This is a genomic window from Flammeovirga pectinis (assembly GCF_003970675.1).
Taxonomy (GTDB): domain Bacteria; phylum Bacteroidota; class Bacteroidia; order Cytophagales; family Flammeovirgaceae; genus Flammeovirga; species Flammeovirga pectinis.
This window is the reverse complement of sequence record NZ_CP034563.1, coordinates 970,824-986,451: the sequence shown is the minus strand read 5'-3', so window position 1 is coordinate 986,451 and position 15,628 is coordinate 970,824. Positions and strand designations below refer to the sequence as shown.

The window sequence follows — 15,628 nt, the reverse complement described above, 5'->3', positions numbered from 1 at the left end:
ATGACAAAAGGCAAGTTTACAATTATTATAAAAGTTTCATTATTGATTGTTGCAATTCTTCTTGTCCATATGGTTTTGGAATACAAGCATTCATTCCTACAGCAAAGTATTGGTTTACAAGTTCGTCTTCTGTATTTGCAGTAATTGCTATTATTGGTGTTTTCAACTGAAGTTCTTCTCTCATTATTTTGGTAGCTTGAACTCCATCCATCACTGGCATCTGAATATCCATAAATATCAAATCATATTTATTTTCTTTTACTAGCTCTACAGCAATCTTACCATTTTCTGCTTCATCGATACTAATATCCCACTGGTCTAAAATACCTCTAAGTAATAATATATTAAATGGATTATCTTCTACAATAAGTACAGATATTCCGTTTATATCTTTCTTCTCTTCAATAATAGAATCGTTATCTGTTGTTGTAGATAAAAACTCTTTTATTGTCTCCTCAAACACCTCTAAATCAAAGGGTTTAGAGACAATAGCATTCATACCTACCACTTCGTACAACTCTTTTTCTTCTTTAGATGTATTTGCTGTTAAAGCAATAATTGGAATATCATTATTTAAATCTTCTCTAATAAACTTAGTTGCTTCTACACCATCCATTATTGGCATCTGAATATCCATTAGAATAAGATCGAAGTTATTTTCTTTGATTTTATTTATGGCGTCTTCTCCATTTTCAGCAGTTTCAATTTCCATATCCCAGCCTTCTAATATATTTACTACAAGTAACTGGTTAAACGGGTTGTCTTCTACTACTAAAATTTTCTTTCCTTTCCATCCTTCAGAAGGTCTATGCAGTTCTTTTTTACGGGTCTTTTTGTTGTTAAAATTAAAGACATCATTTATTGTCTTTTTTAACTGACCAACTTTAAACGGTTTTGGAATACAACCGTTCATCCCTACTTCCAAAAATTCTTTTTCTAGTTTAGATGTCAAGTGTGCAGAAAAAGCAACAATTGGAGTGTCTCTTTTGAGTGTATTCCTAATTAACCTTGTGGCTTCTACTCCACCCATTTTGGGCATTAGTATATCCATCAAGATCATATCATATTCTTCTTCGTTCAATTTTTCTAGACCATCGTACCCATTATTAGCCGTGTCTACTTCAAGTCCCCAGTCTCTTAGAATATTTACAACTAAAAGTTGGTTGTATTCATTGTCTTCAACTAATAATATCTTTTTCCCATGCCAAGAAGTTGTCTTCACTTCATGCTCAATAACAATTTCTTCTTTAGAGAAAAGTCTGTAAAGTACATCTTGTAAGTCATCTTGCTTAAAAGGTTTAGTAATACACGCATCCATTCCAATAGATTCGTAGTAGTCCAAATCATCCTTCATGGCATTTGCCGTTAAAGCAATAATTGGCGTTGCTATCTGCAACTTCCCCCTAATATATTGAGTAGCTTCAATTCCATCCATCTCTGGCATTTGAATATCCATTAGGATAACATCAAAATTAGATTTTTGAATTTTTTCAATAGCTATTTTACCATTATCCGCAATTTCGACATCAACTTTCCATTGCCCCAAAATATTTTCTGCTAACAACTGGTTGAACTGATTATCTTCTACTAATAAGACCTTATACTCACTCCAATCTATATCTTCATCTAAGCGTAATGGCTCTTTTACAATATCAATATCCTCACATTTTTTAAATGGAATCAAAACGCTAAAAGTAGAACCTTTGCCTACTTCGCTTTCTAATGTAATTACACCGCCCATTAATTCCACAAGGCTTTTACTAATTGTTAAACCTAGCCCAGTGCCTCCAAACTTTCTTGTAATTGATGCGTCAGCTTGCGAAAATCCTTCAAAAATACTTTTATGTTTTTCTTCTGATATACCTTCTCCAGTATCTTTTACTTTAATGTTGAGGTACTGCACATTATTTTCTTCATCAATTCTATCTAACTCCACTGTTAACTTCACTTCTCCATCTGTAGTAAACTTAATAGCATTACTCACTAAATTTGTAAGTACCTGATTAAGCCTATAGGGATCACCCAAAATATATTCGTGAACTTCAGGTTTCCATTCGTGCAGTAATAAAATATTCTTCTCGCTTGCCTTAATTTCTAAGGCAGTCATAAACTGAGCAATCTTATCTTTTAAATTGAATTCTATAAACTCAATTTCTAACTTTTCTGACTCAATTTTAGACATATCTAAAACATCATTAATTACTACTAAAAGGTTTTCTGATGATGTTTTAATGGCATTTATAAATTCTGATTGCTTTGGTAATAATGGTGTCTTGGTTAATAAATTAGATAAACCAATAATTGCGTTCATTGGCGTTCTTAATTCATGACTCGTATTGGCAATAAAACGCTCTTTGATTCTTGCAGATTCAAGTGCTTTCTGACGGGCAGTTTCTAGCGTCTGCTCCATTTCTTTTCTAAGAGATATATCTACCCCAACAGAGCTATAACCAATAATTACATTCTGTTTATTAGTGATGCTAATTAGTGTTTGATAAATCCAAACTTCAGCCCCTTCCTTATTATTTATACTGTACTCATACGTTTCTTTATGCGTACCGTTCTTCTTTTGTTCTTCAAACTTTAATGTAACTTCCTCTCGCATATCAAGAGTTATTAAATCGAAGAATTCTTTTGAAATAATTTCTTCTGATGAGTAGCCAGTTATGGTTAATGTTGCAGGATTAACATAAAGAAGTTTACCATCTACATCAGCTTGGTAAATCATTTCAGAGGCATTTTCTACCAAACCTCTGTAGAGCATTTCTTTTTGCTCAATATCATGTTTTTGTTGCTCCAAACGATCCGTCATCTCACGAAGCTCCATCATATTGATTTCGTTCATTTTTAGTAATTGAACGGCATCTGGAGTCGGATCATTAAGTGCAAAATCTGTTAGCGATAATTTATGTTTTATAAGCTCATCTGTAGTTTTCATCCAAGGTGAGCCTAAAAATAGGATAAGTTCGTCTTCTTCCAATAAAACCACCTGCCCTCTTAAAACCAAATCTCGTTCAGAATTTTGAAATACAAATACCTTTTTAAGTTGATTTTTAATATCATCATATGTAAAATCAATACTCCAAGGTCTAGCTAGTTTTAAGTAATTCTCTAGTTTATTGAAACAACTATCAGGAAATAATTTCTCAAAGCTTTTACCATTAGAAATTATAGTTAAATTTTTATCTACAATAAAATAAAAAGGTGATAATAGATTGAAGTCTAATTTCGTATTTCCTATCTCTGCGTACATATTTTTACCATTTAACTAAGAACTCATCATATTTTAATCCATCTTTTCTACCTTGGATCAATTCAGTTTCTACAACCATATCAAAAGCCTCTCCAAGTCCTAAAATTAGACCATGAACAAAAAACGTTAGTCCTTCACGTTTAGAAAAATATTTTAATTTTAATTCCTTTTCTCCGACCTCTTCTACATCAAATTCTGGAGGTTGAATATTTGGATACAAAAGCATTACTCTACTATGAAAGTTGGGTAGATTCACAAAAAATTCTCTTAGTGTATTCCCACCAGTATCCATTAAAGAACCGTAATGTTTTTTGGCTGTTGTTAAAACCCAATATTTTCCAAAGGCAATTAAAACATCTTCTAATGGTAATTCTAAAACATCGGCTGCTGCAATAGCTAAATCGAAAGTAATTTTATCATCGTAGAGTTCATTACCTGAAAACACTTCAATTTCAACACCACTTTTCTCTCTAATTTTCCTCCAATTTTCAGCACCAAAATTTTCAGTTACTAATCCTTCAATGGCTTTATTTACAATACCGTACATAGCTTATGTTTTTGAATATTTTTATTAAATCAATAATATAGAAATTAATAAATTGCTTAATAAGTTGTATAGTAAATCCTTCATTAAGTTTCTACATCACAATATATTCCATAAAAAGTAGCTTATTTTCCTATCTACAGTAACTCCTTATCTTCTAAGAATGAAATCAATAATTCAGACATTTTTTTATGTTCTTTTACATTAGGATGAGCACTATCTGCTAAATAGGGCAATATTAAAGTATGGATTGTATCATCTCCAATATTCTCGACTGCTTTTGTAATATAGCTAGGCCAAGGAGACCCTTCATCAACAATATTCATTACTCCTAATACACACACTATTGGAGTTGATGGGTATTTACTTTTTAAATTCTCAATAAATTCTTGATAAGCGTTGATAATAAATTCAGGAGTTGGTGCTTGTCTGCCAAATTTCTTGATATAAAATTCGTTATTAGGAATACCTAAGATCCAATAATCATTCTGGCAAAGATTTACAACAACAACATCAGGTGTTTTTTGTGTAAAATCCCATTTACTATTTGCATCATTTGGGTTATGCCTATCGTATAATTCTGGCATAATCAAATCAAACCAACTCACCATAACACCAATTCCACTTTTTGCTATACAAGTTAGTTCTGCATTAAAATGTCTTGCCGTTAAAGCAGAAAAGGCAACGTAATTATTGGTAAACTCAGAATTATCTTCTCCTGTAGTATCTATATTAGCATATCCAACAGTAATAGAGTTACCATAAAATTCTATATGTTTTTTCTTTGGTTGAACGGGTAGCAATTCACCATCAGTTTCTACAGAAGATAAAAGAGTTGTACCTCTAGAATAATCTGTTCTTTTATGTAACGTAATTGTATGTTCTGCTAAAGTAGATGTTTCTAATAATCTATAGGTCTTTACTTCTTTTGATGGAGTAATAAAACCTGTTTCCTTTCCATCAATTATGATAGAATAGTCATTTTCTCCTTTGTCATCAATTAAGTTGACATCTAAATATTTACCCTTTATTTTAAATGTTACAGCACTTCCTGGCCACATCAATTCAATTCCTTCAGAAGTAGTTATTACCCTCCCTTCACAATACCCTTTCGTCAAATTGTTTGTATTTTTAGTTGGTGTACAACTTGTTATCAGTGTAAATAAAATTATTAATAGTTTACTCATTATTTAGTTATTAAATAAGTCTTTCAATAGGCTTTCCATTGCAGGTAAATCGGTATCTTCAAAAGATAGTTCGCCTCTGCTAAGAAATTTCACAGTGTCTTTTAAATCTTCAAAATTAGCATTAGGCACATATTTAGGTAACTTATATAAACGGCTATCTTTCTTCTCGAACGGACAAGGGACTTTAGAAGTATATAAATAAGGTATCAGTATTTTTGAACAACTAAATACAATATTCGTCACCTCTTCTGTATTAAAGAAGCTTGTTAAACGCTCGTTTATATGCTCAAAGAAATTGATTGTATTTGCTAATCTTAAACGTGACCCAGCCTTAGATTTACCTCTCGTTTTTAAATATTTGATCTGAGATTTGCCTTGCTTTTTTCTAACTGCATACGTAGAAAATGTTTTATGTAATGTCAACTCTCCATTTTTCACTAAACCTACTACAGCACTTTCTGTCTGTATTAAGCATATTATATAGGTTTTATTCTTAGGCAATAAATTAATGTCGAGTTGCCAAGGTAATCTTAAAGTAAAGCTAAGTTGTTCGGTATTGATTTGTACAGTATGCTTTTCTTCATCATACTTTTTTTGTGAAGAAGTAAAATAGTGAAGCAAATCTTCTAACTTTTCTGAAGGGATTAATCGTGATTGCATTTCTTTAATTTCAAGAGATGATAATTCATTTCACCTCACCATCAAAAGTATAATTTTATAGTAAAGTAAATATTATATTCTGTAATATTTTAATAATGACAATAATTTAGCAAAAAAAACATTGCTTTTGTACTACATTTTAAATTAACTTATTGATTAGTAAATCATACTTTATAACAATTTCAAAACTATACTCTTCTCTATTAACATGAACTTAAAAAATACTGTCTTTTTTAGTCTATTAATTATTGGGCTAACTACTACCTCTATTTTTGCACAAAATAAAAAAAGAGGTTGGGAGTTTTTTAAAGAAAACCTTGAAATTCCAATTAATGGTAGGATGGATTACAGATTCCTTAACTACGATGAAAATTTTGATGATTTTACCAAAGACTCTCGCTTCCAATTCTCTACTTTTTTATTTAAAGTAAATGGTAAGCTTACAGATCAGATGAGTTTTAATTACAGACAAGTATTTAATAATAACAGTATTGGTACAGCTAATATTAGCGATAATATTCAAGTAGCATCGTTGTCTTTAAATTCTAAGAATAAAAAATGGACATTCACTGGGGGTAAATTTTTCTTAAACCTTGGTTCTGTAGAACAAGAGTACGATCCAAGTGATGTTTATAGATATAGTGTTCTAAACAATAACCTAGCGTGTTGGAAAACGGGTATTGGCTTTTTATATTCTTCTGAAAGTGGACAAGATATTGGTATACAAATGGTAAATGGTGCGCTAGATTCTTTAGGAAATCAGGTTGCTTTACAGTACAATGCCTATTGGAATGGTACTTTATTAAAAGATAAGATTGATATCTATGCTAATGCAACTACACTAACACATTATAAAGACTATGATTCTCAAGCATTTTCTAGTGCTATTGGTTTACAGTGGTTTTTTAATGATTTTATTATTGATACAGATGTAATAGTGGCTAGAAATATGCCTAATCTGTATAAAAATGCAGGGTACCTTTCTTCTCCTATCAAAATTCAATACATGGGGAATAAGTTTAGACCTTACATAAAATTTATTTATGATGCCGTTAAATTTGACAATGAAAATGATAGACCCTCTGTTGTAGATCCAGAAGATGGCTCTATTATTACGGTAAATAATACTGAAATGCTAACTGGTGAAATTGCTTTAGAGTACTATCCATGGGATCACCATAACATAAGGTTTCATTTGGTAGCCTCTTATGCAAATCATGCAAATTATAATTTTACAGATGAACTAAATCCTGAATATGATCCAAACTCAAGACATCATTACGTTTCTCAATACCAAATTCTTCTTGGTTGTAGGTTTGGTTTCAATATGTTAGACCCACTAAATAAATAAAATTTGTTTAAATAATACATACTATGTAACCTTACAAATAGTAGTATATTAATGGTTAATATATAATTATTCAAAGATGTTGCACTAATTAATTTATTATTATCACTAAATATGTTAATAATTGAGTTTTTCTGTAGTGTGAATGAATTATTTTTAGTGGTGCTGTGTTCTATTTGTACTTTGGCACTAGTCAAAAGAATGTTTCTTGAAGTTCGGTGTTTAACCTTTGTAAATAGTTGTTCTTGTTAAACATTGGATAATTAATTCTATTGTTTTATTTTTCGTGCAATATTAAAGCACATGAAAATAGAACATCTTTTATATATAAGTCTTGCGTTGGCAGCCGGTGCGTTGATGCCTTTGCAAAGTAATTTAAACGCAAAAGTGGGATCAACATTAGGATCCCCTTTCCTAGGTACTATTATTAATTTTATGGGAGGCACACTGCTTACTGTTTTTATTATTTTAGTTTTAGTTCGTCCGCAGTTGCCTACAAAAGAGTTGTTACAACAACTTCCTCCATATTACTACCTCGGTGGTATTCTAGGGGTCGTATTTGTAACAACTTCTTTATTTCTAGTCCCTCGTATTGGTGCATTGAATGTATTTGCATCAATAATAGCGGGCCAAATTGTGGCTTCTTTACTTTTCGACCATTTTGGGTTGATGGGCGTTCCTGTTAAACCAATTACTCTCCAAAAAATTATAGGCGTTACTTTATTGGGTACTGGTTTACTCCTTATCCTTAAAGACAATAATTAAAATTTATAGTTTACTCCTGCCTTAATATTTCTACCCATATTTGGAATTGAATTCCATGCAAACGGGTCGATATAATATGTATTTAAAAGATTATTGACTGCAATATCAAATTGTAGATTTCCTTTTCTTAGTGGCAAATTATAGTCAAGATATAGATTTACTAAATGATAAGGTGACGTTTCTACTTCTCCTAATAGTGTACTTGGAGAACTCATACCTGCAGAGTATTCATGTTGTGCACCTATTGTAAACTTTTTGATTAAAACCCTAACATCCTGTTTTAATGTAAAAGGACGCATATACGGCATTGGAGAATGCAAAGCTTCTATATATCCATTTTCTACAACAGCAGATAACCTATAACCTAACCAATTAGTAAACTTGGTAGAACCGTACAATTCTAGGTGAGAAGATTGTGCATTATCAACATTTTGATATTCTTTTACGCCCAAGGCTCCTGGAGTCATGGCATCTAGATTTTCATCTACTATTCCAACTATATAATCTTTGATATACGTTTTCCTAGCCCTTGCTCCTACATTCCAAACACCTTTTCTATAATTTAAATCAAAAGTAAATGAAGTCGCTTTCTCGTTTTCTAGATTTGGGTTGCCTATATAATCATACTGATCTCTTGCATTAAATAAATAGAAACCATACAATTCAGATGCTGTTCCAAATCTTTGCGTGTAAGATCCTCCAAAAGAAGCAGACCATTTTTCATCCAATTGATATAAAAATAGAGAAGAGAAATCTCCTCCAAGATCACTTTCAGGACTAGTAATAGAATACCCTAATATTTCGAATTGCTTACGAGCTACATCACTTGTTAAATTTGTAGACACTGCTTCTACTCTAAGACTATTTTTCCATTTTAATCTAGGATCTAATTGCCAAATATCTTCAACAAAAATTGCCACAGAATTTCTCTGAATATCACCCCATGTTTGTAAATACATATTTACTCCTCCTGTTGGAGAGTACATGGTCATGTCTGCAAATAATGTATTGATATAAACATCTCCTTTTAATTTAAATTGATGTTTAGCAGACTTGTGCTCTAAAGTTGTCCAGATACCTGCCGTTTGGCTTTTACCTGGCATATCCATATGCATTGCAACATTTTCTCTCTGTGTATCATCCATTATATGAGTAATAGAATTATAATACACTTTTGCTGTTAATACACTAAAAAAAGATGATTCAAACTTCTTTTTAAAACCCAAATTACCCATGTAGGCCGTTGCAGAACTTACATCCATCGGTAAAGCAGGATAACCAATATCTCTACCCTCATCAAACATAAATAAACCCGTCCATTGCGTAGATGGGTTCTGCTGAAATAAGGTAGTAAATGTATGGTTCTGTTTACGGTATTGTGTGTGAGGTACTAGGTTTCCATTTCCATCTGTATAGCTTTGGTGCTGACGGTAGGCTCCAGAATATCTAAAGCCAATTTTTTTATACGATTTCTCTAAAAAAACATTCGTATCTGTACCATTAGTATTACTACTATACGCTGTTTGTGCCCCTAAACTTAGTGGTTTCCCAAGTGTTGGGTAACGCATTTCTGCATTAATTGCACCACCTAAAGATGTACCATATTGTTGAGCACCTGAAGCATGTAAAACTTGTAATTTCTGTAAATTAACGGGTTCTAAATAAGAAGTTGCAGGGTCCATTTTATCGGTACAACCACCAAATACTCTCATACCATCAATTGCAACAGTAATCTGACCATCTGTAAAACCATCAATAACAGGTTCCCAAGCAAAATTACCACGCTTTGCAACGTTCAATTTTCTATTTGCTTCTAATAATTGATCTGCAGTTAACTGATAATCTTGGTCGGTTATCGTATCACTAGAAATAATAACCTCACCAAGGTAAACTGTTTTTAAAGAATCTTGAGCAAAAGATATTGAACAGTTGATGGTGCAGATAAAAGCAATCTGCACCATACTGTTTATAAAGATTTTCATTTAGAATTCAAGGTAAAATGAAACTCCCTCTTCGTCTAAAAGTACTGTATCGTTGTCTACAACATTTAACTTTAATTGCCAATCTCCTAACATAGAGAAATTAACAACACCTGTATACACACCATCTGTACTTGCTACAGGATCAACATTATTTGGAGAACCATGATCCATTGAAGGCATATGAGGTGTAACACCAAAAGTTAAATCTGTATAAGGCACATAGGTTTCTAAATGACCGTGCCCCATACTTGGGATTCTTTTAAAGGCTAAAATTTCGTAGTTATTAGACCCCACTGCTGGGTTATTTCCATTTTCTATAAAATTATAACCCATAATAATTTTATTATCTGAGTCTGCTATTGGTAAATTTATGACCGTTTTGTATGCTGGATCTTCTGTTAAAAATTTAACTGCAGCTACAGTTAATGGCATTGTCCAGGTAGCTAAAGGAGTTTCTTCTAAAATGTATTGTACTTCTATTTCCCATACTCCCATTTCTACTGTAGGCATCACAAATAGTATTTGTCCTTTGCCAGAAAATGATTCTGTAGCGTCTTCAAAACCTCTAATTGGTGTAGAGTGTTTGTGCGTCATACCGTTCATCATCATTGTCATTTTTGGTACAATTTGCCAAGTTCCACCTGTTGTAAGTGTTGACGTTCCTTCAACTTCAAAGGCAACGTTATTTACACCTTCAGATAGGTTTTCTTTAGCTGCCATCAATTTTAACGTTAAACCACTCGTTTCGTCTTTTACGTTAGTGATTTCAAAATCATAAGATGGATTGTTTGGAGTAACCGTTTCATTGTCATCATTGTTACAACCAATAAAGATAAATGAGAGTAAAAATAAAGCGATATATGATAGATTTTTCATTGTTCTGTATAAAAAATGAGCGTAGTTATTCCTGTATTTGTTTCTAAAAGGAACAATTTATAAGGCTCAAAAAGATAATAATTGATTAAAAAGTAGTGTACAGTCAATTATAAGTCATGCACTAAAGAGACAGTAAATTAATTGTCTACGTAAAGTGAGCTATAATAAAAATTGAGGGTACTGTGTTAAAATCTATAGACATAAGTACGCTGTAGATTTAACTATAAAAAAATTATACAGAAAATATGGGAGGACGAAGTGCTCTATCAAGTAGTTCTTTAGAGGTCAGGGTAACTTCTGGGAAAGTTACTTTCAACTGTTCCTCAAAATCAGTAAAGTGAATGCCAACAAATTCTTGTCGTACTACAGGTAAATCTAAAACATACTCTTTCGATAATTGTTCAGATGTCTGCTGTTGTTTCTTCGCTTCTTTTTCAAGCTCTTTACTAATGAAACATTGTCCGTGACAAGACATTTCGGGTTTGTCTTTATTTATACAAAAAACCTTTTCTATAAACGCACGTTGGCGTTCTAAGTCTAATTTTAATAAAGACACAGAAAATGCATTGAAGAGGATTACTCCTGCACACAGAATGTTTAAGACGATATGTAACTTATCTGTTTTCAACAATACATTTAGTTTATTTACTGCAAAAATAGAATCGTTTATTGTAAAAGCAATACGTTTTAAGGAATAATATTGACTTAAGTCATCTTTTTGTTTTTATCGATGAAGAGAAACGATATATTTAATTGCTTTAAATCCCCCTAGTAGTTAGTTAAATAAATTAACCTCTGTTGCTCTTTGTACCGCTTCTGTAGTATTACTTACATCCATTTTATCAATTATTTTTTGACGATGTGTATTTACAGTATTAATACTAATGTGTAATCTATCAGCAATTTGTTTACTTACATACCCCTTACTTATTTCTTCTAAAACTTGAATTTCTCTTTTAGATAAAATAATGGATGGTTTCTCATCAGGAAAAATAGTAACATCTCCAGTTTTTATATTTGTAAGCATTGCATTACAGGTTTTGTACTGATGATTTGATGGAGATAGATCAAGTATACCCATAACGAGCCATAATTCTTTTTGTGCTGTTAATTCTAAAACAGTATGTTGTTCCGTTACCCAAACAAAATCACCCGAGCTATTCTGAATACGGTATTCGGTACAATACTTATAATTTTTCACTTCTTCTTTATCATCAAATTCATTAAAAATATTGATAAAAAAGAAAGACATTTTTTCAAGTTTAGCAATATCATCTGGGTGAACTTTCTTGTCTATATACGACGCTGCTTTACCAAAGGCTTTTTCAATATCCCAACCTAATAAAGGTGCAAAATTATCTGAGACAAAAACGTGTTCTCTTTTAGTAAAATCTAATATTGTGATACAACTACTCTGAATTTTTTCAATTTGCTTAGCTATGGCAGTATGTTTCTGTAAGATAGTATTCATTTAAGTGCTTTTTTAAGCGAATAGATCAAAAAATCATTATAAATCAGTATTGAACTTTATCCTACAAATATATCTCTTTGTAACAATACAAAAAACATGATTTAAAATACCATTATGAAATCTATTTACGCTTACTTACTCTTTTTCTTCTGCTATTTATCTTTCTCAACACAAGCGCAAACTATTCATCAGAAGTTGTATGGAAAAGTTGTAGATAAAACTACTCGCCAAGAAGTTATTGGTGTTGCCGTTTGGGTAAATACAAATGACAAAGCGATTTCTTGCTTAACAGACGAAAGAGGAAATTTTGTACTTCATGTTCCAATTGGACGACATGATGTATTCTTTAAACTTATTGGTTATACACCTTATGTAGCGAAAGAAATTATAATTAATAGTGCAAAAGAATACCAACTGAATATTGCCTTAACAGAAGAGACTACTGTACTTAATGAAATAGAAGTTACCTATGTTTCTAGTAAAGACGAAACCAACAATAGTATGGCTTTTGTGAGCGGTAGAAAATTTACGGTTGAGGAAACCAGCAGGTATGCAGGTGGGTTTGATGACCCTGCCCGATTGGCTTCTTCCTTTGCTGGAGTAGCTGGCGAAACAGGAAGTAATGGAATGGTTGTAAGAGGAAACTCGCCAAAAGGAATGTTATGGAGGGTTGAAGGTGTTGATATTCCTGACCCTAACCACTTATCTAACATTATTGCTTTTGGTGGAGGTAGTGTTACTGCTTTGAGTAACCATGTACTCGATAATTCTGATTTTTATACGGGTGCTTTTGCCGCAGAATATGGAAACGCACTTGCTGGAGTTTTTGATTTATCATTAAGAAATGGCAGTACAGATGATTATGCTTTTGCCACTCAAGTTGGCATTAATGGTATTGATCTAGCTGCAGAAGGTCCGTTAAAAAAAGGTACTGATGCCTCTTTTCTGTTTAATTATAGGTATTCAACTTATGCTTTGCTTAGCCCAATACTACCTCCAGAAATGGGTTTTTTAGGGTATCAAGATCTTTCTTTTAAATTGAATATACCTACAAGTAAAAATGGCACATTAAGTATTTGGGGTGTTGGCGGACAAGATACTCAACATAGAGCTGCTGAAAGTGACTCTTCTACTAGAACTTTTGAAGAAGCTGATGTTGCCTTTAAAACAAATATCCTTTTTGGTGGTACTGGCATTAACTACCAACATACTATAAATAAAAGTGGATATTGGAAAACATCACTTTCTGCATCTGGAAATAGTATGTTTTGGGAGGAAGGCAGATTAAATAATGAGAATGTTGTAGAACAAAAAGAGGATTTTGAAAACACACAATGGAACCTTGCTCTTAATAGTTACATAAATTATCAGTTTGGAAAAAAGCATACCAACAGAACTGGATTTACTGTAAAGCAGTTGCATTACACTATAAATATGAATCAGGCGGATGATTACGGAGAACCAATGTATAATTTTGCGAATGGTACAGGAACTAGTTATTTATTACAAGGGTATACGCAATCTCAATTTAATCTAGGTAATCATTGGACTTTAAATGCTGGATTGCATCTCCAATATTTTGATATCAATAAAGAAATTTCTATTGAACCACGTGTTGGTGCTCGTTACCAAATTAATCCTTGGCATGGCATTACTTTAGGCTATGGATTACACAGTCAGATAGAGCAATTGCATTACTATATGCTACCTATTACTAATAACGAAGGGACAACCACCTACCCTAATAATGATTTAGGTTTTTCTAAAGCACACCATTTTGTAGTAGGTTACGATTGGAATATTTCTGAATCTTTACGATTTAAATCTGAAATTTTCTACCAACATTTATTCAATATTCCTGTAGTGGATGGAAGTTATTTTTCTATGCAAAATATAACCAATGAATGGTACATTCCTTTTGGGTTGGAGAATACAGGAACAGGTAAGAATGTTGGTATTGATTTAACCTTAGAGCAATTCATTAAAAATGGGTTTTATTTCCTTACAACAGCCTCAATTTTTGATTCTAAATATACAGGTGGAGATGGCATTGAAAGAGAGGCTATTTTTAATAAGAATTATGTATTCAATTTCCTTGCAGGAAAAGAATGGAAAGTTGGGAAAAAGAAAAACAATACTTTTAGTATGAACGGGAAGATAACATTTATGGGGGGCGATAGGAAACACCCTTTAGATGAAGAGGCAAGTAATGTTACAGGTGAAATTGTGTATGATTATCAGAATGCTTACGGAGAACAGTACCCTAGTAATCAGATTTTAAGTATGAGTTTTCTCTACCAAAGAAATAAACCCACACATACTTCTTTATGGACTTTCCAAATAATAAATGCCTTAGGCAACCCTGAGTACTTTGGCTACACAATGACTAAAGAAGGAAAAATAGAAGAGAATACTGATACTTTGGTATTACCTAACATTGCTTATAAAATAATTTTTTAAAATGAACTTCAAGTCACAAATACATATAGAGCTGATTTTCAATCAGTTTTAATTTTAATTAGAAATAATAAGACTTTTTTATAAAAAAATATTTAGAAAATGAGTACAAAATAAAGTCCTATCCATTTACTAAATAGAAACCATAAATAATTACACTATAGAAAATATTTAATAAAAGGATAAAAGCATTTTTACAATAAAGATACATTAATAGTTAAATGATTAGATACGGGGTAAAACCCGCTTATTGCTAGTTTTCAGTTTAGAGTTTATTTTACGTAAACATGGTTAAAGCATCAACTTTCTAAGTAGATGCTTTTTTATTTCATAGTATTTTATTTGAAAATAAATAAGCAATAAATTATCTTCGGAAGTTTTCAATTTACATAACTTTAAAAGACTAAATTATGACACAATCACAAATTATTGATAGCCTAGTTGCTGGAAATGATAAATTTGTTTCTGATAAAGCAGAAGGCGGTTTAAGAAATGAGACAAGAAGAAATGAACTTGTTACTGGACAAAATCCTGACACAATTGTGTTAAGCTGTGCAGACAGTAGAGTGGTTCCTGAATTAGCTTTTGATAAAGGTTTAGGAGAATTGTTTGTTGTACGTGTTGCGGGTAACATTGCAAATACAGACAGCATTGCATCTATAGAATATGCAGTCGCTCACCTAGGTTCTCAAGTAATTGTTGTTTTAGGTCACCAAAGTTGTGGTGCTGTTACTGCAGCAGTAAATGGTGGAGACAACGGTTACAACCTAAATCACTTATTATGTCAGATTACTCCAGCTGTTGAGGCTTCTGAAAAAGGTGCTGACGTAAACGATGTAGTAAAAAAGAATGCAGAATTAAATGCTGAAGAACTAGTAAAAAGATCTAACATTATTTCTGACGCTGTAAATAGTGGCAAAGTAAAAGTTGTTTCTGCTTACTATAATCTTGATTCTGGTAAAGTTGATTTCTTATAAGAAACACCTACTATTCTACTTAAGAATATATTAAAAAAAAACCACCTTCTATTTTGTAGAAGGTGGTTTTTTTTTGTGATGACCTCTAAATTCTAGGTCAGTAAATTT

At 32.0% G+C, this 15,628-nt stretch carries 12 protein-coding genes; 4 read left to right on the top strand and 8 right to left on the bottom strand.

The features are described from left to right. Nucleotides 1-25 precede the first annotated feature (25 nt). From EI427_RS23940 to EI427_RS23925, 4 genes are all read right to left on the bottom strand, one after another. The gene (locus EI427_RS23940; protein WP_126619822.1) at nt 26-3,253 is read right to left on the bottom strand and encodes a response regulator; all 3,228 of its coding nucleotides are present in this window, start codon (nt 3,251-3,253) and stop codon (nt 26-28) included. A 4-nt stretch (nt 3,254-3,257) separates the two neighbouring features. After that, a complete protein-coding gene (locus tag EI427_RS23935; protein WP_126619820.1) occupies nt 3,258-3,800 on the bottom strand; it encodes a heme NO-binding domain-containing protein in 543 nt (180 codons plus the stop codon). A gap of 134 nt (nt 3,801-3,934) precedes the next feature. Beyond that, a complete protein-coding gene (locus EI427_RS23930; protein WP_126619818.1) occupies nt 3,935-4,984 on the bottom strand; it encodes an SGNH/GDSL hydrolase family protein in 1,050 nt (349 codons plus the stop codon). A gap of 3 nt (nt 4,985-4,987) precedes the next feature. After that, nucleotides 4,988-5,644, bottom strand: a complete 657-nt coding sequence (locus EI427_RS23925; protein WP_126619816.1) for a hypothetical protein — start codon at nt 5,642-5,644, stop codon at nt 4,988-4,990. 208 nt (nt 5,645-5,852) lie between these two features. Here EI427_RS23925 and EI427_RS23920 point away from each other — a divergent pair, with 208 nt between their 5' ends. Together EI427_RS23920 and EI427_RS23915 are read left to right on the top strand one after the other, a co-directional pair. Beyond that, nucleotides 5,853-6,995 (top strand): porin, encoded by a 1,143-nt coding sequence (locus tag EI427_RS23920; RefSeq protein WP_126619814.1) that lies wholly within the window; start codon nt 5,853-5,855, stop codon nt 6,993-6,995. A gap of 300 nt (nt 6,996-7,295) precedes the next feature. Beyond that, complete coding sequence (locus tag EI427_RS23915) at nt 7,296-7,757, top strand: DMT family transporter (protein WP_126619812.1); 462 nt, start codon at nt 7,296-7,298, stop codon at nt 7,755-7,757. Here the strand turns inward: EI427_RS23915 and EI427_RS23910 are convergent. From EI427_RS23910 to EI427_RS23895, 4 genes are all read right to left on the bottom strand, one after another. Then, nucleotides 7,754-9,739: a TonB-dependent receptor plug domain-containing protein gene (locus EI427_RS23910; protein ID WP_126619810.1), complete on the bottom strand. Its 1,986-nt coding sequence runs from the start codon at nt 9,737-9,739 to the stop codon at nt 7,754-7,756. The two genes, EI427_RS23915 and EI427_RS23910, sit on opposite strands and share 4 nt — an antisense overlap. Next, the gene (locus EI427_RS23905; RefSeq protein WP_126619808.1) at nt 9,740-10,615 is read right to left on the bottom strand and encodes a FixH family protein; all 876 of its coding nucleotides are present in this window, start codon (nt 10,613-10,615) and stop codon (nt 9,740-9,742) included. It lies immediately after the preceding gene. 232 nt (nt 10,616-10,847) lie between these two features. Then, a complete protein-coding gene (locus EI427_RS23900) occupies nt 10,848-11,243 on the bottom strand; it encodes a hypothetical protein (protein ID WP_126619806.1) in 396 nt (131 codons plus the stop codon). A gap of 147 nt (nt 11,244-11,390) precedes the next feature. Then, nucleotides 11,391-12,086: a LuxR C-terminal-related transcriptional regulator gene (locus EI427_RS23895; RefSeq protein WP_126619804.1), complete on the bottom strand. Its 696-nt coding sequence runs from the start codon at nt 12,084-12,086 to the stop codon at nt 11,391-11,393. A 114-nt stretch (nt 12,087-12,200) separates the two neighbouring features. On the opposite strand from EI427_RS23895, the gene EI427_RS23890 reads away from it, so the two are divergent. Together EI427_RS23890 and EI427_RS23885 are read left to right on the top strand one after the other, a co-directional pair. Continuing rightward, complete coding sequence (locus tag EI427_RS23890; RefSeq protein WP_126619802.1) at nt 12,201-14,546, top strand: TonB-dependent receptor; 2,346 nt, start codon at nt 12,201-12,203, stop codon at nt 14,544-14,546. Between the two features lie 407 nt (nt 14,547-14,953). Continuing rightward, nucleotides 14,954-15,520, top strand: a complete 567-nt coding sequence (locus EI427_RS23885; protein ID WP_126619800.1) for a carbonic anhydrase — start codon at nt 14,954-14,956, stop codon at nt 15,518-15,520. Nucleotides 15,521-15,628 lie beyond the last annotated feature (108 nt).